The sequence below is a fragment of the Rhodococcus sp. 05-2254-6 genome, assembly GCF_002258565.1.
In the GTDB taxonomy this organism is placed as follows: Bacteria; Actinomycetota; Actinomycetes; order Mycobacteriales; family Mycobacteriaceae; genus Rhodococcoides.
The window spans coordinates 59623-81309 of record NZ_NOZF01000009.1 but is presented as its reverse complement, the minus strand read 5'-3'; the positions used below and the strand labels follow the sequence as shown (position 1 = coordinate 81309).

Genomic DNA, 21687 nt, shown 5'->3' with positions numbered 1-21687 from the left:
CATCTCGAGCCCCCGCGCGTCCAACCCCATGATCGGTCGAATCGAGTTCGGGGGAAAACGGTGCGTAGAAATTTGTTGCTCGCGGCGGTGGCGCTGGCGATGTCCGTATCGACGAGCGGATGCGCGGTGGTGTTGCTCGGCAACGCTTTTCCCGCAGGCAGTTCGTCGCCGCAGAGCCGGTACGGGTTCGAGATGTCGGAGGCAGACCGATATCTGGCCGATTCGGCAGAATTCGTGCGCAGTCTCGATCCTTGCGGCTTTCTCACCCAGGACGATCTCGCCGCCCTCGGCACAGTGGTGCAGCTGCGGCCTGAAGGCGAATTGAGCACGTGCTCGGCCAGCCTGAATCCCGCGGGGTCGAGCGCCACCGACTCCATCTCTGTCGATCTGAACGGATATCGGCCGAGTTCCGACGACAAGGGCACCGAGCAGATCACGATCGGTGGCGAACAGGTGTATCGCGAGAACGCGTCGCACGGGTCGTGCCGCATCAGCTTCCCGCTCCGCGACGAGTTCGACGGTGCCACCGCGGGGGCCATGGACGGCTACCTCACCGAGTCCGGTCGTAGTTTCGCCGCCATCGAGGTGTTCCGCAGTGTGGGGGACGCGTGCCCCGCAGCGATATCCGTCACCGAGACAGCGCTCGCGCTGCTGGACGACCCACCACTGCGTGCCGATTCCAAGTACAACCTTCCGCTTGCCATGAAAGACCCGTGCGCGGTCCTGGAACACTTGCCCGCAACCTGGACGGTGGACCGCTGGAACCCTGCGTCCGATCCGTACCGTTGCCATTTCACGGCGTCCTCGGCAACATTCGAGGACAACTTGGCGATGCTCGACGTCTCGCTCGGCTACGTCGACGGCGACCTGCGTTCGACGGACCGCGAGCCCATCCAGCAAGGCGGCTACACCGTCGAAACACGCGGTTCCGACTCGGCGTGCTTCGCCGACATCGTGCTGGGCAACCCCGTGCTCGGCATGCCCGAGGAGGACAACACTGCCGCGCGCTATGCCCGCACAGTTCCCACCCTGACCGTCCTGGCCGACCACTGCGACTCCGCGGTCGCCCTGGCGGTGGCAACCGCCGATGTACTGACTGGCTAGCCTTGGTCGGTGCGTTCGAGAACCGAAGGCGTGGATATCCGCCGTGTCGTAGGGGCAATCTGCTTGATCCTCGCCGGACTGCTGTATTCGGCGTGGGTGGCCGAATTCTTCCTCGATACCGGACTCGACCCCACCACATCCTTCCTCAGCGAACTCGACGCCCGCGATCAGCCGTACCGCGAATTCTTCTCCACCGCAGACGTCGTCACGGGTTCGCTGATGATTCTCGCCGCGGTCCTCGGCTTCCTGGCAACCCCGCGTCGACGGCTCCTCGTCACCGGCTGGGTGGCGTCGGGCATCTTCGGTGTCGCGACCATCGCCGACGCGAAACTCCCCCTCGAGTGTGTCGCGGCCGACGATCCGAGTTGCCCGATCGAACCCAGCGGGCTCTTCCCGCAACTCCATCATCTTCATGCACTCACCAGCACCATCGCGGTGTTCGCGATCTTCACCGTCATGGTTGCGTTCACGCTGGCCGCGTTCCGCTACCGGCTGTACCCGCTGCTTCGCACACTGGGCCTTGCCGTCCTGATCCTCACGACGCTGGCCACCGCGTGGCTGTTGATCGCCGATAATCTGCCCGGTCAGTACGGTCTCGGCATCGCGCAACGGATTCAAGTGGGCGGCATGTCGGCGTATCTGGTGGTGCTGGGCTGTGCGCTTAGACTCGGCGTATGTCCTTCACCGCGACCGAACTGAACGGATCCAAGGTCGAGCAGTACCAGCAGCTCACCGAGCAGGCCCGCGGCCTGGTCTTCGAAGAACCGAATTTGATCGCGAACGCCGCCAATCTCTCCGCGTTGGTCTATCACGCTCTGCCCGAGGTCAATTGGGTCGGTTTCTACCTGTACGACGGCACCGAACTGGTGGTCGGGCCGTTTCAGGGTCAGCCTGCCTGCGTGCGCATCGCCCTGAGCAAGGGTGTCTGCGGAGCGGCAGCAACTACCCGTGAGACACAGCGCGTCGCGGACGTCCATGCCTTCCCGGGCCACATCGCGTGCGATGCCAACACTCGCTCCGAGGTCGTCGTACCGCTGTACCAGGGCGAGACCCTGATCGGTGTGTTCGATCTGGACAGCCCTGTCCCCGACCGCTTCGACGCCGACGATCAGGCCGGCCTCGAAGCGATCGCGGCGGTTTTTCTCAACTCTCTGGGGTAGAACCAGCTGCCGCCTCGAAGAACCAGGCCATGACCAGCGCACCGGGGTCGACGACGCCGCGTGCGGCCTCACCGACGTAGCTGGCGCGGCCGCGGTTGGCAGTGATGTCCTTCGTCGATTCGGCTCCGGATTTCGCCGCGTCGGCAGCGTCCTGCAGGGTGCCGCCGTCCTTCTCGAGCGCGTCGACGGCCGGGGCGATAGCGTCGACCATCGTCTTGTCGCCCACCCGGGCGCCACCGAGTTCGGTGATGCTGTCGAGTCCTGCCCTGGCGGCCTGTCCGATAGCCGCGAGATCCGGCTCGGTTTCGAGCATCGTCCGGTAGAACTGGCGGAACCAGATGCCGAACAGCGCTCCGGACGTACCGCCTGCGTGGCCGAGGTAGGCCTCGCTCACCCCCTCGAATACCGTTGCTGCCGAGTAGCTTTCCTTCACAGCGTCCAGATCGAGCTGTTCGAGGGCGGCCACCATGTTGGTTCCGAAATCGCCGTCGCCTGCCTTGCGGTCCAGCTCGGTCAGGGCCGGTTCCTCGTCGAGTACCCGCTGCGCCCACGACCCGATCCACTCCGAGACGAACGCCGATCGGTCGCCGGTGTCGGACGGCGTGAAGGTCGGTCCGAATGCGCCGCGTTCGGCCACCGGTTTCGCGCCACGGCTCGATGCGTTGGGCCAGCCGGGTGCGTCGGTGGGTGCATCCCAGAGTTCGAGCATCTCGTCGTCTGCGCGGACCAGGGTGATCGAGGCTCCGCCCATGTTCAGCGCTGTGACGAAGCTCCCGACCAGCGAGCGGGAAATCTCGATCCCTTTGCCGTGGAGGTATTCCGAGAGTTCGCCGAACAGTAGATGCAGTTCCAGCGGATGCGTTGCCCCGAGCCCGTTGACGATCGCGATCACCGTTTCGCCCGACTTCAATCCGAGCGAATCCACGATGGGCTCGGTCAGCTTCTCCACGATTTCCTGAGCGGGCAGCTGGGATACGCGGTCGGTGCCGCGTTCTCCGTGGATACCGATGCCGAGTTCGATCTCTTCCTTGGGCAATTCGAAGGACGGTTCGTCCGCTCCCGGCAACGTAGGCGGGTTCAGCGCGACCGCCATGCTGCGTGCGTTCTCCGCGGTTCGACGCCCCAGCGCGACCACCGCCTGCAGGCTGTCGCCGCGTTCCGCTGCTGCGCCGCACACCTTTTCGACGACGATGGTTGCTGCGGTGCCGCGTCGACCTGGACCGTCCTCGCTCTCACTGGCCACGTCGTCGTCGACGAGAACGACGTCGGCCGCAATACCGTCTTCCTGCAACAGCTCTCGGGCGATCATGAAGTTCATCACGTCGCCGGTGTAGTTCTTCACGATGTGCAGCACTCCGCCGCCGGAGTCCACGGCCTTCGATGCCTCGTGCACCTGGAGCGCGTTGGGTGAGGTGAAGATCAGACCCGGGCACGCGCCGGTGAGCATGCCGCGTCCGATGAAGCCGGCGTGCAGCGGCTCGTGGCCCGATCCCCCACCGGACAGCAGGGCGACCTGACCGTCGGAGATGCGGTAGCGGCGGGTCAGAAATCCGGGATCGGCATGCCACGTGACGTCGTCGGTGGCGGCGACGAAACCGCGGAGGGCGTCGGCGACGAATGTTCGAGGGGAATTGGAGAACATGGCTCCACCCTAACCACCTGCGCCGCGTCCCTTCATCGGTTCTGCAGGACCGATACAGTCGGGGTATGAGTACCGAGACCTGGACGCTCGACGCATCGCACGGCGGACAGTTGGCTGTCCGGACGGATGTCACCGGAAAGGCATCCAAGATGGGGCATCGCCTCACGATTGCGGTGACCTCCTGGACCGCCACCGTCGAGTGGTCCGGGGACGCACCCACCGCGGTCACCCTGGACGCCGAGGTGGGATCGATCGATGTGATCGACGGCGAGGGTGGACTGACGCCCTTGATCGGACCGGAGAAGATAGTAGCGAAAGCCAACGCGCTCAAGAGCTTCGACGCCGGCCGATACCCGTCGATCACATTCCGATCGACCGACATCACCGCCGTCGACGCCGGATTTCGACTGACCGGCATGACGGAGATCCACGGCGTTTCGAGGGAGGTCATCGTGGATGTGAACGTCACCGACCTCGGAGATCGGTGGCATCTCGTTTCGGAAACTGTTGTGCGTCAATCGGATTACAAGATCACTCCGTATTCACAGATGTTCGGAGCCATGAAAGTAGTGGATGAGGTCACCGTGACGTTCGACGCCGAGTATCGCAAGCCCTGAGTCTTTCCAATTCGCCTGTCATGGTGGACACTACGGCGATGAGTCGAAATCGATGGATGTTCGGATCGTGCGTGTCGGCCGTAACGCTGGCTGTGGCGTTGACCGCGGGCTGCAGCAGTCCAGCGACCTCGTCTGCCGATGGACCTCCCGGAGTGAACGTCAACGGCGTCGGAGAAGTGCAAGGTGCGCCGGACACGTTGACGACCCAGATCGGCGTCCAGGCCACGGCCGAGGACGTCACCGCCGCCATCGAACAGGCGAACGCGGCCGTGAGTGACGTCACGGACGCGGTTGTCGCGGCCGGTGTCGCCCGCGAGGACATCCAGACTCAACAGGTGTCGATCGATCCGCAGTACTCCGGCGCACTGCCGGGCGGCACCTCGGCGATTTCCGGTTATCAGGCCACCAACACCCTGCAGGTGACGGTTCGCGACCTGTCGAAGGCATCTGCAGTCCTGGGCGACGCCACGTCGGCCGGCGGAAACGCGACCCGCATCTCCGGGGTCTCCTTCAAGATCGACGACGATTCCGAGCTGATCGCCGATGCCCGGTCCAGGGCGTTCGCCGACGCCCGCGATCGCGCCGAGCAGTACGCGTCACTCGCAGGCGGAGAACTCGGGGACGTTCTGTCGATCACGGAGTCGATCACCGGCCAGGAGCAGCCGAGGTCGTTCGGCGAGTCCGCCACTTCGTTCGACACGGCAGTGCCCATCGAGCCGGGACAACAGACCGTCAGCGTGTCCGTGTCGGTGAAGTGGGCGTTGAACTAGGTCCCGGCCGGCGGTGGCAGGCGGTAGTTCACCGGGGTTGCCGAGAAATCCAGAGGATTGCGGACGCCCTCGGCCGCTGCTCCCGGAACCTGGACTCGCGGTTCGAGCCCGAGCGACTCCGCGAAGGCGAAGGCCTCGTCGATCGAATTGACCGGCCCCGCGGGGACGTTGCGGGCCATCAGTTCTCGGTACCATTCGTCGGCTGTACGTGATCGCAAAGCCGAGTTCAGGATGTCGACCAACTGATCTCGATGTTCGACGCGAGCAGAGTTGGACGAGAAGCGCTCGTCTGCAGCCAGTTTCGGCATAGCCAGCACCTCCGCAAGCTCCGAGAATTGCCGGTCGTTGCCCACTGCCAACGCGAGCGGACGGTCTGCGGTCTCGAACACCTCGTACGGTACGAGCGATGGGTGCTTGTTGCCCATCGGCCGCGGTACGACGCCTGCCCCGAGATAAGCCGAGGACTGGTTGCTCAACGCGGACAATACCGACGCCATCAGTGAGGTATGCACCTGCTGACCCGCACCGGTGCTCGATCGATGATGCAGTGCCGCAAGGATTCCGCTGAGTGCGTGCAGTCCGGTGACGATGTCGACCATCGCCACTCCCACTTTGGTGGGCGTCGAGGAATCGGGGCCGGTGACGCTCATCAGACCGCCGACGGCCTGCACCACCAGATCGTATCCGGGCAGGGCGGAGCCTCCACCGGTGCCGAAGCCGGTGATCGAACAGTAGATCAGACCGGGATTTGTTCGAGCCAGATCCGAGTAGCCCAGTCCGAGCCGGTCCATTGCACCGGCTCGGAAGTTCTCGATCAGAATGTCTGCGCCCGAAACGATCTCCCGCGCCTCGGCTACGCCGCCCTCGGATTGCAGGTCGATGAACCTCGACGTCTTGTTGCGATTGACCGAGTTGAAATACGTTGCCGTACCGGCAGAGTCGTACGGTGGTCCCCACGATCGGGTGTCGTCACCGATCCCGGGCCTTTCGATCTTGATGACCTCGGCGCCCATGTCGCCGAGCATCATCGTCGCGTACGGGCCTGCGAGTACGCGAGAGAAATCCGCGACGACAAGTCCTGCGAGCGGACCGGTGGCATCTGTCATCGGTCCACTGTATTGCGCGGCAGGCTGCAGTTCAGTTCAGGTCCGGAACAAAGGCTCCGAGCACGGCGACCATCGTCTCCACTATGCGCTCGATGGGCGGGCGGGGAGGGTCGGTGCGGGACCAGTCGGAGACGATCTCGGTGAGCGCACCGAGGAATGCCGTTGCGGCCAAATGATATCCACCTGGCGGAACGAAGTCGGAACCGATTTCGGAACGTAGCGTGTTCTCGAAGAAATCAACCCACTGTGCACGACGGCGTGTCCGGTGCTGTTCGACGGCGTCGCTGACGCCCAGCATCTCCAGATAGGAAATTCGCGCCCGTCGCGGGTCACCTCCGATCGATCCGACCAAGGCCGTCATCGCAGCGGCGACGAGCGCGCGGCGATCTCGATCGATGTGTCCGTCGAGCGCTGCCACGACTGCCGCCAGCGCATCGTCCTGGATCAGGTCGTACACGTCGATGAGCAGTGCCTCACGGTTGGCAAATTCGCTGTAGAACTGACTGCGCGCCAGACCGGCAGCAGTGCAGATATCCGCTACCGAGGTGGCTGCATAGCCACGTACCCCGATGACCTCGATCCCGGCGTGCAAGAACCGTGCGCGGCGATCGGCTTTTCGCGCGGCGGACGATTGTCCGGCGTACATGCGGCCCTTATCGTCGGCGACAGTCACCGGCGGAGTCTACCGCCGGTGACTCCGTCGCCCGCCGTGCGCCGATCGGTCTTTTCACGCCCCGATCGGCTTACCGAACAGTCCGGCAATTATCTCGCCTACCGCATCGACGAAGAGCGGGTGTGCATTCGTGTCGAGTGCCATCGAACCGACATCGTTCGTTCGGCAACCCGGTTCCACCGGAATACCGGCAAAGCGGTCGCGCATCCACAACACCGCGCTCGGAAAGGCGATCAACTCCAGAGTGATGTGCTCACTGAAATGATCGCGAGTGTAGGTGACATCGGCACCCGGACGGCTGCAGTACGAATCGACCATCGCATTGACCGGTCCTATCGGCACCAGCCAGTCCGGGTTCGAGTGGTAGACGTAGAGCGGCATGTTGGGAGTGGTGTCGCCGAGCCGCATCGCGGACAGCGCCTTTTTCACCACCGGTTGTTGGATCGGGTCGCCTTCGGTACGGAGGAATCCTTTGAGATTGAGAAACGGCAGTAGTGCAGAGGTGTATCCGACACAGAGATTGTCCTTGGCCGCGAACAGTGTCCTGCCGACCGGATCGATGTGTTCGTCGATGAATCGCGCCAGCTCGGGATCCTCACGACTGGCACCGATGATGCCGGCCGCGACGATGCCCGAGCCCAGGGTGTTGTTGGCGTTGTCGACCAGTGCCCCGAGCTCGGCGGGGGTCCCGCCCTCGGTGACTCCGACGATGTCGAGCTCGGGGGCATAGCTGCCGGCCAGTTCGGCCGCATGTCCGGTGGCTATCGCGCCGCCCGAGTAACCGCTCATCCCTACCTTGGTGGCCTCCCCCGCCAACTGCATAGGCGCGAAGTTCTCGGCCGCTCGGATGCCGTCGAGTGTGATCCGACCGGCCACCGGCCCTGCGGCGAACGAGTTGTTCGGCCCTTGATGATCGGGAACCGACACCGCCCAGCCCTGCGCCAACGCTGCCTGCACCTCGAGGAATTGAGCACCCGACGTGACCGCACCCGTGACCGGCCACGGAATTGCGCCCGCTCGCATCGCGTACGAGGGCGCGCAGTAGGCGGCGAGAGAATCCTCGGCCAATTGGATGGAGATCAACGGGCGCGGTGCGGCGGACGCGCCACGTGGCTTCATGACCGTCGTCACCGCCGCTATCGGCTCGTCGCGACCGTTGTTCGACCGAAACGACAGCTGCCACGCGTCGACCTGCGTGGGGATGACGTTGAGAGTAGCCAGCTCGACGGGTCGTGCGGCGATGATCTGGCCCGGGGCCGCCGCGGCCACCACGTCGGCAGGAGGGAGGTAGAAGTCGGTGTCGAATTCCGGAATCTTCGGCCACGTGAACGGTGCCAGAGGCGGCTGAATTTCCACCTCAGGCGAATCGGGTGCAGCAGCAGCGGGCGTCGTCATGGCGGCGAAAGCCGCTGCGGCGGTCATCACGCTGATCGCTGTACGCAGCGTCCAAGATCGGGCAGAAGACACGGGTGTACTCCTTCGCGCCGGAGGACGGGATCCACAGGAGGCGCGCCCGGCGACGGTTCGTACAGCGCATCCGACAATCTTGGACACCGATGTCCGAGATGGTGCTCAGAACTGTAGAGCGAAGTGGCGTGGATAACAATCCCCGAATCGAAAAAGACTCAGAAGTGAGCCGATTCCAGCTTCAACCGATCGCCTCTCCTGGTCAGGCGACCGCGAACGACCGCTTCGCCAAGCCGAATTGAAAGCCGGTGATGGCTGTGGTCACCGGCGCTTCCGGGTTCTCCGCGGCACCGAGCGTGACGAACAGAGGCGTGAAATGTTCGACGGTCGGGTGCGCATACGGCATTCCCGGTGCAGCGCTCCGGAAGTCCGCAAGTGTGTTGACGTCACCACGCGCCAACGCGTCGGCCGCCCAGAGATCGAAGTCCTCCGACCACGTCGGCACGGTGTTGGTAGCGAAGTTCTCCCGCGAGAGAAACGGCAGTCCGTGCGTCATGAATCCGGAACCGATGACCAGCACACCCTCCGCGCGCAATTCTTTGAGCGCTGCGCCGATGGCCATCAGCCGGTCGGGAGCATGCGTCGGCAGGCTCAACTGGAGAACGGGGACGTCGGCGTACGGGTACATGACCTTGAGCGGAACCCAGGCACCGTGATCGAGGCCGCGGGAGCTGTGGCGGTGCAGGTTCTCCGACGCCGGGAGTGCCGCGGCCACCCGTGCGGCCAAAGCCTCCGCGTCGGGCGTCCGGTATTCCATCGAGAAGTAGCGCTGGGCGAAACCGCCGAAGTCGTAGACCAGAGGGGGCGCAGCCGCCGATGCGGACAAGCTCAGCGGGGCCTCTTCCCAGTGCGCGCTGACGATGAGGATCGCCTTGGGCTTGGGCATCGACTGCGACCAGGTGAACAGCTGGTCCATCCAGAGTGCGTCGTCGAAGACCGGGGGTGCGCCGTGGCTGATGTACAGGGCGGGCATCGGACCGTCGCTCGGAGTCCACAGTTCCTGTGACCTGCTCGCGGGTGCGGTATCGGCGAGAAATGCATCGAACGCTGCACCGGCGACGGGCGGGTTGATCACGGATGTCATGGCGGGTCCCTCGAATGCTTAGGTTGAATCTTCAACTTAGCACCGATTGGGCCCTGCGGCCAGCATGGCTAGGCTCGAGTGCATGTCGGATGCCGTCTATCGCGCTCCCATGCCGAACGGTGTCGAACGCGCCCTCACCTACGGACTGTGTGGGATGGCGGCCGACGACGAACGCTCGCTACGACGCGTCGAGCGCTTCGAGCAGGTTCCGGACGAGTCTTTCGTCTGGACGCGCACCGAGCGTGGCGAGTTCTTTCTCGGGCGAATTTCCGGTCCTCTACGTGAAGATCGCAGCGCCGACGCGGTGGCGTCGAACATGATCTTCGTGCGGGACTGCCAGTGGACGAGCGAACCCGTTCCCGAGCGCGAGGTTCCCGCGGGGACGCTGCAGACCTTCGCGCGCGGTGGCCGCAATTTTCAGCAGACTCACGACCCGCGGGTCGGCGCGGAGTCGGCTAGCGTGTGGCGAGCACGAGGCCGTTGACCTGGGGATCTACCTGCACGACGGAGTAGCCCTGAATCTCGAACTTGTTCTCGCCCTCGGGCGGTCCGAGGACGGCACGGACGATCAGCGTTGCGGCGGCAGCGACGAGTGCGATCACGATGACCACTGCTGCCACGATCAGCAGGGTCCGTGGGCCACCGAACAGGTTCTTCGAGCTCATGGGTCCATCATGGCCCCTGCGGGATGAGACACGAATCGCGCGTACGGAAATAATAAAGGTGTTGATCAGATGAGTTCATGGCTACAGTGAATCTGTGACCGATTCACCCGAGCCCGATTTCTGGTCGTTCATCGAGACCGCCAACACCACGCTGGCCCGGGACTACGGGTTCGAGCACCAGCTGGCCACCGAGGTACTACTGACCCTGAACCGGGCGTCGAACATCGTCACCTACGACCTCGAAGCGACGGTTCATCGCCCGCGAGGCTGGTCGTGGTCGTCGTTCCGGCTGATGTTCGTCACGTGGTTGTCGGGCCCGATCGAGCCCAAGCGGGCGGCCGAGCTGACGGGTATGAGCCGCGCGGCCGTATCCAACCTGTCCAAGACCCTCATCGCCGGCGGACTGCTCGCCAGTACTCCCGACGAGAAGGACGGGCGTTCGGTGCGCCTCGCCCTCACCGCTCAGGGGCACGACGAGATGGTCGAGGCGTTCGCCGAACAGAACGAACGGGAGAACGCGTGGGCCAGCGCGCTCACCGAACCCGAGCAGCGGATCCTGGTGATGCTGTTGACCAAACTCATCACCCACCGCAGCCAATTCGACGTCCGGGGACGCAACTGAGGGTTGCGTAGATCACGCAAAACTAGTTAATGTGTTTACTACAAGTGGTGAACACAACACAGGAGCGATGACGTGGCCCATTACCGGCAGCTCGGATCGGTACCGCCGAAGCGGCACACCCAGCACCGAACCCCCGACGGCAACCTCTACTTCGAGGAGCTGATGGGCGAGGAGGGCTTCTCCTCGGACTCGTCTCTGCTCTATCACCGCCACATTCCGTCGGCCATCGTCGATGCCACGGTCTGGGATCTGCCCGACCAGACAACGACCCCGAATCACCCACTGAAGCCGCGGCACTTGAAGTTGCACGAGCTGTTTCCGGACTCTGTCGTCGGCGACACCGACGTCGTCACCGGTCGCCGGCTCGTCCTCGGCAACGCCGATGTCCGACTCTCCTACGTCGTAGCATCGAAAACCTCACCGCTGTATCGCAATTCGATCGGCGACGAGATGGTCTACATCGAATCCGGTTCAGCCACCGTCGAAACCGTGTTCGGAACCCTCGAGGCGCGGCAAGGCGACTACGTGCTCATTCCGCGTGCCACGACGCACCGCTGGATTCCCGACGGCACCCTGCGCGCTTACGCCATCGAGGCCAACAGTCACATTGCACCGCCCAAGCGCTTTCTGTCCAAGTACGGCCAACTGCTCGAGAACGCTCCCTACTGCGAACGCGATCTCCGCGGCCCCACCGAGCCCCTACTGGCCGACGGCAGCGACGTCGAAGTGCTTGTCAAACATCGTGGTTCGACGGGCATCGTCGGAACCCGATACGTCTACCCCAACCACCCGTTCGACGTGGTGGGATGGGACGGTTGCCTGTATCCGTACACGTTCAACATCTCGGACTACGAACCGATCACCGGCCGGGTTCATCAACCACCGCCTGCGCATCAGGCATTCGAGGGGGCCAATTTCGTGATCTGCAATTTCGTGCCACGCAAGGTCGACTACCACCCGTTGGCAATTCCGGTGCCGTACTACCACTCCAACGTGGACTCCGACGAGATCATGTTCTACGTCGGCGGCGACTACGAAGCCCGCAAGGGCTCGGGCATCGGGCAAGGCTCGATCTCGGTACATCCGGGCGGTCACGCTCATGGGCCGCAACCCGGTGCCTACGAACGTAGTATCGGTGCCGAATTCTTCGACGAGCTGGCCGTCATGGTCGATACGTTCCGCCCCCTCGAACTCGGCGAGGGTGCGCTCGCGTGCGAGGACACCGGCTATGCGTGGACGTGGGCAGGCCGGGGGCCGAACCGATGATCCCTCCGCTCTTCCGTCGCCTGTGCGACGACGCCGCCGCCTTCCCTCCCGGCAATGCGCCGCTCGATGTTGCTGTGGCACAACATCTCGAGCACCGGGCCAGTGCGTTCGCAGACCTCGTCGGCCCGTTGGTCGTTCCGATGGACCGGGTGAACGAGCTGGATCTGGGTGCTCGGATGGAGGTGGCGTTGACCGCACCCGCCGGGCCGGGAAGTGTGGCGGCAGGCCTGCGCGCCGCCGACCGCACGGCCGGCGTGACGGTCGTGTCCATCGAAGTGGCCATGCCCCACGGCACCGACATCGATGAGCTGCGCGGCATCACCCAGGACATCGACATCTATGTCGAGATTCCCCGAGACTCCCGAAAAGACGACATCTTCGACGCCGTCGACGAGTTCGGGTATCGCGCCAAGTTCCGGACCGGCGGCGTCACGGCCGACCAGTATCCGGACGAACACGAGCTCGCCGCGTCCATCTACCGGGCGGCCCAGCGCGAGGTCCACTTCAAGGCCACCGCGGGTCTGCACCATGCCGCCCGTAACACCGATCCCCACAACGGATTCGAGCAGCACGGTTTCCTCAACGTGCTCCTCGCCGCGCAGGCCGCACACAGCGGCGCACGAGTCGGTGAGCTCGAGAAGATACTGGCGATTCGAGACGCAGACGTCCTCGCCGGGCTCGTCGCCGGGATCGAGGGCCAACGCGCCTTTGCCTCCTTCGGCACCTGCAGCATTCGTGAACCCCTGGACGATCTCGTCCGACTCGGACTCGTCCCACCTCTGTGAACCCCATCCCCGTACATCAGGAGCGCCGCCCATGACGCACATCGACATTCCCGCCGATTCCGAGTTCGGAATCGACAACCTCCCTTACGGCATGTTCAGCACTCCGGGCACGGATTCCCGTGTCGGAGTCCGCTACGGCGACAACGTGATCGACCTGTATGCAGCTCTGGGTGACGCAGACTTCGTGTCGACGAGCCTGAACGCATTCATGGCTCGCGGACGCGGTCGGTGGGCGGAGGTCCGCTCGTCGGTCACCGACATGCTCACCGGTGGCACGACCCCCGCGGAAGCAATCGTGCCCGTTTCCGACGTGACGATGCACCTTCCGTTCGATGTGGCCGACTACGTGGACTTCTACGCCTCCGAGCATCACGCAGCCAACCTCGGCCGGCTCTTTCGCCCCGACGCCGAACCGCTGCTACCGAATTGGAAGCACCTGCCCGTGGCGTACCACGGTCGGGCCGGCACGGTCGTCGTCTCCGGCACCGACATCACCAGGCCTCGCGGCCAACGCAAGGCACCCGACGAGGCGTCGCCCACCTTCGGTCCGAGTCGGCGACTGGACATCGAGGCCGAGATGGGCTTCGTCGTCGGCGTTCCGTCCGACGGGCCAATATCGCCGGATCGGTTCTCGGACCACGTGTTCGGAGCCGTCATCGTCAACGACTGGTCGGCGCGCGACATCCAGGCCTGGGAGTATGTTCCGCTGGGGCCGAACCTCGGCAAGAGCTTCGCGACGTCCATCTCGCCCTGGGTCGTCCCGTTGCTCGCATTGGAGCAGGCACGAACCTCGACGCCGGTGCAAGACCCCGAGCCGCTCGAGTACCTCCGCGAATCTCGTTCCTGGGCTCTCGATATCGACTTGACCGTCGTGTGGAACGGGCATGTCGTCTCGCACCCGCCCTACAGTGCAATGTACTGGTCGCCCGCTCAGATGCTCGCACACGAGACCGTCAACGGTGCGACATCGCGAACCGGCGATCTGTTCGCCTCGGGCACCATCTCGGGACCGGAGAAGAATCAGCGCGGCGCGTTCATCGAATTGACCTGGGGTGGAGCAGAACCCGTGACCCTCGGATCAGAGAACCGAACCTTCCTCGAGGACGGTGACGAGGTTGTCATCGCCGCGAGTGCGCCTGGACCCAACGGATCTCGCATCGGATTCGGTGATGTCCGGGGTCGCATCAAGCCGGCCTGAACAGCTACCAGTCCGAGCGCACGATGAGGGACTGCTCGATTTCGAGTGCTGCGTCGCGCACGGCCTGCCCCCACAACACGCCGGCCGAGGTCGACACCCTCTCGATCGGTCCCGCGACGCAGACGGCGGCCACGATGCGCTGGTCTCGGCGAACCGGGGCGCTCACCGAGGTCAGTCCCGGGGTTCGCTCGGATACAGATTCCCACCACCCGAGTTCGCGGCTCTCGGAGTCGGCGTCGAGATCGCCGGCCAACACGTGACCGGCCGACCCCGCTCCGAGCGGAAGTAGCGCCCCCACCGGCAACGACGCGCGGAGTTCGTGCTGGGAATCCTCGGAGACCAGGCACAACCGATGCGATCCCCGCAATACCCACAGCTGGGCGGATTCTCCGGTCTCTTGCCGCAGGCGCCTGAGAATCGGTACCGCGAGCCCGCTGAGAGTGGAGGTGCCGAAGCGGTCACCGGGATGAAGAAGACCGTCGTTGTCCCGGCGGAGCATCGAGTACCGCACCATCTCGCCGACCAGTCGATAGACCGTCGATGCAGACAGGCCCAGTATTTTGGCGAGGTCACCGGTGGTTCGCGGACATGCCTCGACGGCATTGAGAATCGCCGCGGCCCGGGCCAGCACCCCGGTAGTGGTGTCGGCGCTACCGTCCGTCACTGCTGTCGACCTCCGTTTTCGATTCCCGTACAGCATCGGCTACATGGCCGACACTGCTTACGCAGCATAGGTGTCGGACCGGTCCGTGACGCTGTCAGCAGGGCCGAGCGCCACGATGGACGCCGGCCAGATCGCGGTAGGTGAGCGCGTTGGCTGTGCAGTGCTCCACCTCCTCGTCGGTCAGTTCCCGCCGAACCTTGGCAGGGACACCGGCGACCAATGATCTCGGCGGGATCTGTGCACCTTCCGTCACCAGTGCACCTGCGGCAACGAGACAGTCCTCTCCCACCACGGCACCGTTCATGATGACGGCAGCCATGCCGACCAAGGTTCCGTCGCCGACGGTGCAACCGTGCAAGACGGCATTGTGTCCCACACTCACGTTGCGTCCGATCGTAAGCGGGAAGCCCGGATCCACATGTGCGACAACACCGTCCTGAATGTTGGACCCACCACCGATTGTGATCTCCTCCGAGTCGGCCCGTAGAACGGCCTGGTACCAGACACTGCTGTCCGGACCGAGATTCACTCGGCCGACGAGCGTCGCGGTGGGGGCGAGCCACGCGGATGCGTCGACGGTAGGAGATCCGCACTCGAGCGCGAGCAGCATCGACCCTGGGTTCTTGTCGGTCATGAGTTCCTGTTTCCTTCCAGCGGCACGAATATCTGAGAAATCCACATCACAGTGGTTGTCATACGTGAGCCAGCACACTATGGTCATTCCTACCAGGAGATAATACCTTTATCAAATAATGATAATTGGCATCTTCACTCTGACTTACTACGTACTGCAGGGAGTGACCACCGGTGTCCATCACCACTGAGAACGGCCCTTTGCACGGAATCCGTGTGATCGAGCTGGGCAATTTCATCGCTGCACCCTTCGCGAGTCGCCTTTTCGCCGACTTCGGTGCCGACGTCATCAAGATCGAGCGCCCCGGCGTCGGCGACGAACTTCGCGGCTGGCGTCGAAGCCGTGGAGACACCTCCATGATGTTTCGAACCATTGCTCGCAACAAGCATTCGGTGACTCTCGATCTGCGTACCGACGAAGGCCGCGATCTCGCGCTGAAGTTGGTCGAGACCGCCGATGTCGTCGTGGAGAACTTCCGGCCCGGCACCCTCGAGCGGTGGGGACTGGGACCCGACCGACTACAGGAAGCCAATCCCGACGTGGTCATGGTCCGTATCTCGGGCTACGGCCAAACCGGTCCGCATCGAGACCGGGCCGGATTCGGCGGGGTAGCAGAAGCATTCGGCGGATTGCGCCACGTCACCGGCCACGCGGATCGCGAGCCCGTTCGGCCAGCAGCACCCATCGGCGACGTACTGGCCGGATTGCACGGTGCCGTCGGCGCTCTCGTGATGCTCCTGGCTCGCGAACGAAGCGGAGATCATTCCCGGCCCAAGGTTGCCGACGTCGCACTGTACGAGGCGGTGTTCATGGCCATGGAATCGCTGGTCCCGGACTACGACGCATACGGCACGGTTCGCCAGCGCACAGCGGGCAATCTTCCCGGCGTGGTCCCCAGCGGCATCTATCCGTCCCAGGATGGCAGCGTCATGATCGCCGGGAACTCGAGTAGTGTGTTCGGACGGCTCATGACTGCGGTGGGCCGAGCAGACCTGGCCGCCGACCCGGAACTGGCGAACGGCGACAAACGATTTGCGCGCGAGGCCGAACTCGACGGAGCCATCTCCGACTGGACGTCGGCAAGGCCGACAGCTGTTGTCGTCGACGAACTCGGTGCCGCCGGTATACCCGTCGGAGAAGTGTTCGACGCAGCTCAGATCGCCGAGGACGAACACTTCGTTTCACGCGGGATGGTCCAACCTCTGAAAGTCTCTGTGGAACAGGGCAGTACCGAGGAAGTGCGCTTTCCCGGAGTGGTTCCACGCTTCGGCGACGAACCCACCGCCGTGAAGTGGGCCGGACCGGACCTCGGCGAGCACACGGACGATGTTCTCGGCCGCATGCTCGGACTCACCGAGGAGCAGCTCGACGATCTCCGCGCCAGGAAGGTGATCTGACATGCCTCGCGTACACATCACCGACGTTTATCTCCGCGACGGATTGCAGGACGAGAAGTGCATCGTCCCCACGGAGGACAAACTCGCCGTACTCGACGCCACCCTCGCGTCGGGCATCACGACCGTCGAGATCGCCTCGTTCGTCTCTCCCACCCGAGTGCCACAGATGGCCGACGCCGAAGAGGTCGTCGCGCGTGCACCGCGCCGATCCGATATCCGTTACACCGCATTGACATTGAACGGACGGGGAGTGCACCGGGCCGCCGAGACCGACATCGATGTGATCCAGGTCGTCACCTCCGCCAGTGAGGGCCACAGCCGCGCGAATGCCGGACGGTCGTCCGAGGACGCTCTGCAGGATCTGCATCGTGCAGTCGCGGCGCATCCGGATCGGACGTTCATCGGGGGAGTCAGTACCGCTTTCGTGTGCCCGTTCGATGGCATCATCACGCCCGCACGGCTCGTCGAGGTCTGCACGCGTATGGCCGACATCGGCGTATCGAGCCTCGGTCTCGCGGATACCCTCGGCATCGCGACCACGGATCAGGTACTGGCCGGAGCCGACGCCGTCCGAAAGGCGTTGCCGGAGTTGATGATCAGCCTGCACCTGCACAACGCCCACGACCAGGCCCTCGAGACAGCGGTACGTGCAGTGCTCGACCTCGAGATCGAGCACTTCGACAGCGCGCTCGCCGGTTACGGCGGTTGCCCCTTCGCCCCGGGCGCGCACGGAAACCTGGCCACCGAGCAGCTCGTCGACAGGTTCCATCGCGCCGGAATCGACACCGGTATCGACACGGCTGCTCTGGCCGCCGCTGCCGATCTCGCTCGTTCAGTGGTCGATCGCGCTCTCCCTCTCCCCACTTCTGCTTCCGCTCTCTGATCAGGCGGGCTCCGGTCCGCGCATCGCCGATTCCCCTACGGCACAACCTCATCCTCCGTCCGAAAGGCCAGCCATGGTCTACGCAATCTCGATCATCGCCCTCATCGCAATCTTCACGGTCGCGACGATCACTCCCATCAACATGGGCCTACTGGCCTTCGCCGGCGCCTTCCTCATCGGTGGCGCGATATCCGGCATACCTATCGAAGACATCATCGACGCATTCCCAGGTAGCACCTTCATCATCGTCGGTGGCATCACCTTGTTGTTCGCCATCGCCAAAGCCAACGGAACCATCGACGTCGTCATCGATCGATCCCTCCGGCTCGTGGGCGGACGGCGCTGGGCCATCCTGTGGATGATGTTCCTGCTGTCCGGCCTGTTGATGGCCCTCGGATCCGTGCTCGCCGTCGGCATGCTGGCACCGATCGCGATGCCGCTGGCCAAGCGCAACAACATCAATCCCTTCCTGATGGGCATGGTCGTCAGCCATGGCGCGCTCGCCTGCTGCTTCTCCCCGATCAACCTCTACGGCGCTTTCGTCAACGGCTTGATGGACTCCACCGGTGTGGGCTCACATCCGCTCGCGCTGTTCCTCATCCCGTTCGTTCTCAACACGCTGATCGCACTGGTGCTCTTCCTCGTTCTCGGCCGCGACCTGATCAAAGACCGCACGCGTGCGTTCGATGTCCAGGATCTCCGCGACCAGGAGGGCGGGCTGCCGGTGCCGTCAGGACCGCGTCCGGGCAACACCGGGTTGCCCGAGGGCAGCGGTGGCGGCACCGCCGTGCAAGTCGAAGCCGATCCGATCGAAGCAGCCTCGGTCACAACGGTTCCCGATCAAGCCGTTCCCCTGACTCGAGTGCGCGTACTCACGCTTCTCGGTATTGCCGCCCTGGTTCTGCTGTCCGTGACCTTGGGCGTCGACATCGGCGTCAGCGCGATCTGCGTGTCGGTCGTGTTGTTGCTGCTGGCACCGAAGACTCATCCGAAGGTGGTCGACAACATCGCCTGGCCTGCCGTGGTTCTGGTATGCGGTGTTCAGACGTACATGGCGGTCATGACCCAGAACGGTACGCTGGGATTCCTCGGCGACGCCGCCTCCGCCCTGGGATCACCACTGCTGACGGCACTCATCCTGTGCTACGCGGTGGCCATCATCTCGGCGTTCGGATCGTCGATCGGCACCATCGGTATCGCCCTCCCACTCGCTGCACCCATGCTCGCCGCCGGCGAGCTGGGAGCCATCGGATTCGTTGCTGCCATTGCATTCTCGGCGACGGTGGTGGACGTGAGCCCGTTCTCCACCAACGGCGTGATGGTCCTGGCCGAGGCACGAGTGGACGACAAAGCCCGATTCCAGCGAAAGATGTTGGGTTACTGCGGACTCGTCGTTCTCCTCGCTCCGCCGACCGTATGGTTGCTGACGGTGGTCGGGCCTTCGATGACCTGATTCGAGAGCCTCTTCGGCCCCTGCCTCGACGCGGACGTGCTCAGTCGCGCGTTCGTCGATAAGCAGGGGCCTTCGGCGTTCTCTCGGCCTCGGCGGTGTTCAGCAACGGCATCGCTCGAAACTCGACCAGTTCCGAGAGCACGACCACACTGGTGGACCGTGCGATCGTACGAGACTGGTTGAGCACGATCAGAGTTCGCTGCAGATCGTCGTGCGAGGCGGCCGCGACCCGGCACAGTACGTCGCCGGCACCGGTCGTTGCGAATGCTTCCAACACCCCGGGTATTTGCTCCAGAACAGCGACGACGTCACCGAGAGCGCCCTGGGCGATCTCCAACGTCACGAACGCCTGAACGCCGTAACCTGCTGCAGCCAAGCCGATTCGAGGTTGATACCCCCTGATGACACCGGTGTCCTCCAGTCGCTGCAGACGGGCCGACACAGTGGCACGCGCAACGCCGAGCGTCCGCGACAGCTCGAGCACGCCGATCCTCGAATTGTCATGCAGCGCAGCGAGCATCGCCCGGTCCAACTCGTCCAATGTGGATTCCATCGCGCACCTCCAGTTTTCTGTACGAATTGTATAGCACGCCGCGCATTCTCCTGGCCCATCTGTACAGCTCAGATAGCAGAAGGTCGGTCGATTGACACCTCTCACCGGCAATGTTTGAGTCATCAGGACAGTTCGCTCAGCTCGAACCGAAGGCGGCCGATCCCCTCGTCGCCGCGCCCGAGCCATCACACCAACCAGGGAGCCTTCATGAGCCTCGACAGCATCCTCAATGACGACGAAAGATTGGCCGATCTCGATGCAGATCAGCTTCGACAGCTCGTCGGCCTTGTCGAGTACGACGACAAGAAAGATCCCTTTCCGGTCAGCGGCTGGGACGCCATCGTGTGGGTCGTCGGCAACGCGACGCAGACCGCACACTTCTTCCAGTCCGCGTTCGGCATGGAGCTCGTTGCCTACTCGGGCCCGACAACGGGCCAACGTGACCACCACGCGTACGTGCTCAAGTCCGGCGCAGTGCGTTTCGTCATCAAGGGAGCCGTCGATCCGGACAGCGATCTGGTCGCCCACCACACCCGCCACGGTGACGGCGTCGTCGACATCGCGCTGGCCGTACCGGATGTGGATCGATGCATCGAACATGCGCGGGCCCAGGGCGCTCGGGTACTGCAAGAGCCGACCGACATCTCCGACGAGCACGGCACAGTCCGCACCGCGGCCATCGCGACCTACGGCGACACCCGGCACACGTTGGTGGACCGCTCCCGCTATACGGGCACCTACCTCCCGGGCTATGTACCGCGAACGTCGACGTTGCAGCGACCGGAAGGCGCTCCCAAGCGCATCTTCCAGGCCCTCGATCACGTGGTCGGCAATGTCGAGCTCGGCAAGATGGACGAGTGGGTCGACTTCTACCACCGCGTCATGGGTTTCACGAACATGGCCGAGTTCGTCGGGGCCGATATCGCCACCGATTACTCGGCGCTGATGAGCAAGGTCGTCTCCAACGGCAATCACCGCGTGAAGTTCCCACTGAACGAGCCGGCCATCGCCAAGAAGCGTTCACAGATCGACGAGTACCTGGACTTCTACCGAGGCCCCGGAGCACAGCATCTGGCGCTCGCGACCAACGACATCCTGTCCTCGGTCGATGCCCTCCGCGCAGCGGGCGTCGAATTTCTCGCCACACCCGATTCGTACTACGAGGACCCGGAACTGCGGGCCCGTATCGGCAACGTCCGGGTACCGATCGAAGAGCTGCAGAAGCGCGGCATTCTCGTCGACCGTGACGAGGACGGGTATCTGCTGCAGATCTTCACCAAGCCACTGGTCGATCGCCCGACGGTATTCTTCGAGCTGATCGAACGCCACGGCTCACTCGGCTTCGGCATCGGTAACTTCAAGGCACTGTTCGAGGCCATCGAGCGGGAGCAGGACGCGCGCGGAAACTTCTGACTCGTGATCTGTTCGACGCCGCCCACTGTCAGCGTTCGGTGGGCGGCGTCGTGCGTCCCAGACCGCCTCGGTCCTCGTCGAAGATCAGCCATGTGCGGGTCGCCCGAACGCCGTCGAGCGATTGCAGGCCCTCGAGCACCACCAGCCGCAGGCTCTCGTTGTCGGGAGTCCTGATGAGTACCAATACGTCGAAATCCCCCCCGAGCAAGCTGAAATGGTCGACGAATTCCATCGCCCTCAGCCCCTCCGACACGGTCCGCCACGAATCCTGACGGATGGACAACGCGATGAACGCCGAGGTTCCGAGCCCGGACGCCGCGTGATCCACCTGCACGGTGAACCGTTCGATGACACCGGAATCCTTGAGTCTGTCCACCCGCGTATAGGTATGTGCCCGCGAGAGATTCAAACGATCGGCCAGTACCCGCATCGAGACCCGGCCGTCTGCGGTGAGCTCGGCGAGGATGCGACGATCCGTGTCGTCCAACTCCACACGCCTCGAAACGTCGTCCATTCGTCCGCTCCTACCTC

24 protein-coding genes are annotated in these 21687 nt (G+C 64.0%); 14 read left to right on the top strand and 10 right to left on the bottom strand.

Annotated elements, in window-relative coordinates:
* Positions 1-60: 60 nt before the first annotated feature.
* From CH256_RS01185 to CH256_RS01175, 3 genes are read left to right on the top strand one after another with little or no spacing between them, the layout of a single operon-like run.
* The gene (locus tag CH256_RS01185; RefSeq protein ID WP_143536494.1) at positions 61-1104 is read left to right on the top strand and encodes a hypothetical protein; all 1044 of its coding nucleotides are present in this window, start codon (positions 61-63) and stop codon (positions 1102-1104) included.
* Between the two features lie 9 nt (positions 1105-1113).
* Entirely contained in the window at positions 1114-1803 is a 690-nt protein-coding gene (locus CH256_RS01180; RefSeq protein WP_256989320.1) for a DUF998 domain-containing protein, read from the top strand.
* Positions 1779-2264, top strand: coding sequence for a GAF domain-containing protein (locus tag CH256_RS01175; protein ID WP_068054645.1), 486 nt, complete (start codon positions 1779-1781; stop codon positions 2262-2264). Before CH256_RS01180 ends, CH256_RS01175 begins: the two co-directional genes overlap by 25 nt.
* Here CH256_RS01175 and CH256_RS01170 read toward each other — a convergent pair.
* A complete protein-coding gene (locus tag CH256_RS01170) occupies positions 2248-3906 on the bottom strand; it encodes a dihydroxyacetone kinase family protein (RefSeq protein WP_094668648.1) in 1659 nt (552 codons plus the stop codon). The genes CH256_RS01175 and CH256_RS01170 overlap by 17 nt on opposite strands.
* 65 nt (positions 3907-3971) lie before the next feature.
* On the opposite strand from CH256_RS01170, the gene CH256_RS01165 reads away from it, so the two are divergent.
* Together CH256_RS01165 and CH256_RS01160 are read left to right on the top strand one after the other, a co-directional pair.
* Positions 3972-4523, top strand: a complete 552-nt coding sequence (locus tag CH256_RS01165; RefSeq protein ID WP_094668647.1) for a YceI family protein — start codon at positions 3972-3974, stop codon at positions 4521-4523.
* Between the two features lie 38 nt (positions 4524-4561).
* Positions 4562-5293: an SIMPL domain-containing protein gene (locus CH256_RS01160; protein ID WP_179271954.1), complete on the top strand. Its 732-nt coding sequence runs from the start codon at positions 4562-4564 to the stop codon at positions 5291-5293.
* Here CH256_RS01160 and CH256_RS01155 read toward each other — a convergent pair.
* The 4 genes from CH256_RS01155 to CH256_RS01140 all read right to left on the bottom strand — a co-directional run bounded on the left by CH256_RS01155 (position 5290) and on the right by CH256_RS01140 (position 9623).
* The gene (locus tag CH256_RS01155) at positions 5290-6399 is read right to left on the bottom strand and encodes a CaiB/BaiF CoA transferase family protein (protein WP_094668646.1); all 1110 of its coding nucleotides are present in this window, start codon (positions 6397-6399) and stop codon (positions 5290-5292) included. The genes CH256_RS01160 and CH256_RS01155 overlap by 4 nt on opposite strands.
* 31 nt (positions 6400-6430) lie before the next feature.
* Complete coding sequence (locus tag CH256_RS01150) at positions 6431-7072, bottom strand: TetR/AcrR family transcriptional regulator (RefSeq protein WP_255183181.1); 642 nt, start codon at positions 7070-7072, stop codon at positions 6431-6433.
* A 54-nt stretch (positions 7073-7126) separates the two neighbouring features.
* Positions 7127-8494, bottom strand: coding sequence for a lipase family protein (locus CH256_RS01145; protein ID WP_094638791.1), 1368 nt, complete (start codon positions 8492-8494; stop codon positions 7127-7129).
* 247 nt (positions 8495-8741) lie between these two features.
* Positions 8742-9623 (bottom strand): dioxygenase family protein, encoded by an 882-nt coding sequence (locus tag CH256_RS01140; RefSeq protein WP_094668645.1) that lies wholly within the window; start codon positions 9621-9623, stop codon positions 8742-8744.
* Positions 9624-9705: 82 nt separating this feature from the next.
* Between CH256_RS01140 and CH256_RS01135 the strand changes: the two genes are divergently transcribed.
* The gene (locus tag CH256_RS01135; protein WP_094668644.1) at positions 9706-10107 is read left to right on the top strand and encodes a hypothetical protein; all 402 of its coding nucleotides are present in this window, start codon (positions 9706-9708) and stop codon (positions 10105-10107) included.
* On the opposite strand, the gene CH256_RS01130 is transcribed toward CH256_RS01135, so the two are convergent.
* Entirely contained in the window at positions 10079-10288 is a 210-nt protein-coding gene (locus CH256_RS01130) for a hypothetical protein (protein ID WP_068054593.1), read from the bottom strand. The two genes, CH256_RS01135 and CH256_RS01130, sit on opposite strands and share 29 nt — an antisense overlap.
* Before the next feature lie 94 nt (positions 10289-10382).
* Here CH256_RS01130 and CH256_RS01125 point away from each other — a divergent pair, with 94 nt between their 5' ends.
* The 4 genes from CH256_RS01125 to fahA all read left to right on the top strand — a co-directional run bounded on the left by CH256_RS01125 (position 10383) and on the right by fahA (position 14159).
* Positions 10383-10910, top strand: coding sequence for a MarR family winged helix-turn-helix transcriptional regulator (locus CH256_RS01125; RefSeq protein ID WP_037187611.1), 528 nt, complete (start codon positions 10383-10385; stop codon positions 10908-10910).
* Between the two features lie 72 nt (positions 10911-10982).
* Positions 10983-12176 (top strand): homogentisate 1,2-dioxygenase, encoded by a 1194-nt coding sequence (locus tag CH256_RS01120; RefSeq protein ID WP_094668643.1) that lies wholly within the window; start codon positions 10983-10985, stop codon positions 12174-12176.
* Positions 12173-12961 (top strand): hypothetical protein, encoded by a 789-nt coding sequence (locus tag CH256_RS01115; RefSeq protein WP_094668642.1) that lies wholly within the window; start codon positions 12173-12175, stop codon positions 12959-12961. Before CH256_RS01120 ends, CH256_RS01115 begins: the two co-directional genes overlap by 4 nt.
* A gap of 31 nt (positions 12962-12992) precedes the next feature.
* Positions 12993-14159 (top strand): fumarylacetoacetase, encoded by a 1167-nt coding sequence (gene fahA / locus CH256_RS01110; protein WP_094668641.1) that lies wholly within the window; start codon positions 12993-12995, stop codon positions 14157-14159.
* A 4-nt stretch (positions 14160-14163) separates the two neighbouring features.
* Here the strand turns inward: fahA and CH256_RS01105 are convergent, their stop codons facing one another.
* On the bottom strand, positions 14164-14823 hold the full coding sequence (locus CH256_RS01105) for an IclR family transcriptional regulator (RefSeq protein ID WP_256989319.1): 660 nt from the start codon (positions 14821-14823) through the stop codon (positions 14164-14166).
* Positions 14824-14917: 94 nt separating this feature from the next.
* Positions 14918-15457, bottom strand: coding sequence for a gamma carbonic anhydrase family protein (locus CH256_RS01100; RefSeq protein ID WP_094638798.1), 540 nt, complete (start codon positions 15455-15457; stop codon positions 14918-14920).
* A 173-nt stretch (positions 15458-15630) separates the two neighbouring features.
* Here CH256_RS01100 and CH256_RS01095 point away from each other — a divergent pair, with 173 nt between their 5' ends.
* The 3 genes from CH256_RS01095 to CH256_RS01085 all read left to right on the top strand — a co-directional run bounded on the left by CH256_RS01095 (position 15631) and on the right by CH256_RS01085 (position 19190).
* Complete coding sequence (locus tag CH256_RS01095; protein ID WP_256989318.1) at positions 15631-16854, top strand: CaiB/BaiF CoA transferase family protein; 1224 nt, start codon at positions 15631-15633, stop codon at positions 16852-16854.
* A 1-nt stretch (position 16855) separates the two neighbouring features.
* Positions 16856-17737 carry a hydroxymethylglutaryl-CoA lyase gene (locus CH256_RS01090; protein ID WP_094668639.1) on the top strand — a complete coding sequence of 294 codons (882 nt, stop codon included), beginning with the start codon at positions 16856-16858 and terminating at the stop codon, positions 17735-17737.
* A 73-nt stretch (positions 17738-17810) separates the two neighbouring features.
* A complete protein-coding gene (locus CH256_RS01085; RefSeq protein WP_094668638.1) occupies positions 17811-19190 on the top strand; it encodes an SLC13 family permease in 1380 nt (459 codons plus the stop codon).
* A gap of 40 nt (positions 19191-19230) precedes the next feature.
* Here the strand turns inward: CH256_RS01085 and CH256_RS01080 are convergent, their stop codons facing one another.
* The gene (locus CH256_RS01080; protein ID WP_068054570.1) at positions 19231-19743 is read right to left on the bottom strand and encodes an Lrp/AsnC family transcriptional regulator; all 513 of its coding nucleotides are present in this window, start codon (positions 19741-19743) and stop codon (positions 19231-19233) included.
* Between the two features lie 207 nt (positions 19744-19950).
* Between CH256_RS01080 and hppD the strand changes: the two genes are divergently transcribed.
* Positions 19951-21156 (top strand): 4-hydroxyphenylpyruvate dioxygenase, encoded by a 1206-nt coding sequence (gene hppD / locus CH256_RS01075; RefSeq protein ID WP_068054567.1) that lies wholly within the window; start codon positions 19951-19953, stop codon positions 21154-21156.
* 28 nt (positions 21157-21184) lie between these two features.
* On the opposite strand, the gene CH256_RS01070 is transcribed toward hppD, so the two are convergent.
* Positions 21185-21670 carry an Lrp/AsnC family transcriptional regulator gene (locus CH256_RS01070; RefSeq protein WP_094668637.1) on the bottom strand — a complete coding sequence of 162 codons (486 nt, stop codon included), beginning with the start codon at positions 21668-21670 and terminating at the stop codon, positions 21185-21187.
* Positions 21671-21687: the final 17 nt, after the last annotated feature.

Excerpts from the sequence above, each read along its gene's own strand:
- CH256_RS01140 (WP_094668645.1), bottom strand. The coding sequence starts at position 9,623 with ATGACATCCGTGATCAACCCGCCCGTCGCCGGTGCAGCGTTCGATGCA.
- CH256_RS01090 (WP_094668639.1), top strand. The coding sequence starts at position 16,856 with ATGCCTCGCGTACACATCACCGACGTTTATCTCCGCGACGGATTGCAG.
- CH256_RS01115 (WP_094668642.1), top strand. The coding sequence starts at position 12,173 with ATGATCCCTCCGCTCTTCCGTCGCCTGTGCGACGACGCCGCCGCCTTC.
- CH256_RS01080 (WP_068054570.1), bottom strand. The coding sequence starts at position 19,743 with ATGGAATCCACATTGGACGAGTTGGACCGGGCGATGCTCGCTGCGCTG.
- CH256_RS01155 (WP_094668646.1), bottom strand. The coding sequence starts at position 6,399 with ATGACAGATGCCACCGGTCCGCTCGCAGGACTTGTCGTCGCGGATTTC.
- hppD (WP_068054567.1), top strand. The coding sequence starts at position 19,951 with ATGAGCCTCGACAGCATCCTCAATGACGACGAAAGATTGGCCGATCTC.
- CH256_RS01130 (WP_068054593.1), bottom strand. The coding sequence starts at position 10,288 with ATGAGCTCGAAGAACCTGTTCGGTGGCCCACGGACCCTGCTGATCGTG.
- CH256_RS01165 (WP_094668647.1), top strand. The coding sequence starts at position 3,972 with ATGAGTACCGAGACCTGGACGCTCGACGCATCGCACGGCGGACAGTTG.
- CH256_RS01070 (WP_094668637.1), bottom strand. The coding sequence starts at position 21,670 with ATGGACGACGTTTCGAGGCGTGTGGAGTTGGACGACACGGATCGTCGC.
- CH256_RS01135 (WP_094668644.1), top strand. The coding sequence starts at position 9,706 with ATGTCGGATGCCGTCTATCGCGCTCCCATGCCGAACGGTGTCGAACGC.
- CH256_RS01175 (WP_068054645.1), top strand. The coding sequence starts at position 1,779 with ATGTCCTTCACCGCGACCGAACTGAACGGATCCAAGGTCGAGCAGTAC.
- CH256_RS01160 (WP_179271954.1), top strand. The coding sequence starts at position 4,562 with ATGAGTCGAAATCGATGGATGTTCGGATCGTGCGTGTCGGCCGTAACG.
- CH256_RS01085 (WP_094668638.1), top strand. The coding sequence starts at position 17,811 with ATGGTCTACGCAATCTCGATCATCGCCCTCATCGCAATCTTCACGGTC.
- CH256_RS01170 (WP_094668648.1), bottom strand. The coding sequence starts at position 3,906 with ATGTTCTCCAATTCCCCTCGAACATTCGTCGCCGACGCCCTCCGCGGT.
- CH256_RS01145 (WP_094638791.1), bottom strand. The coding sequence starts at position 8,494 with ATGACCGCCGCAGCGGCTTTCGCCGCCATGACGACGCCCGCTGCTGCT.
- CH256_RS01100 (WP_094638798.1), bottom strand. The coding sequence starts at position 15,457 with ATGACCGACAAGAACCCAGGGTCGATGCTGCTCGCGCTCGAGTGCGGA.
- fahA (WP_094668641.1), top strand. The coding sequence starts at position 12,993 with ATGACGCACATCGACATTCCCGCCGATTCCGAGTTCGGAATCGACAAC.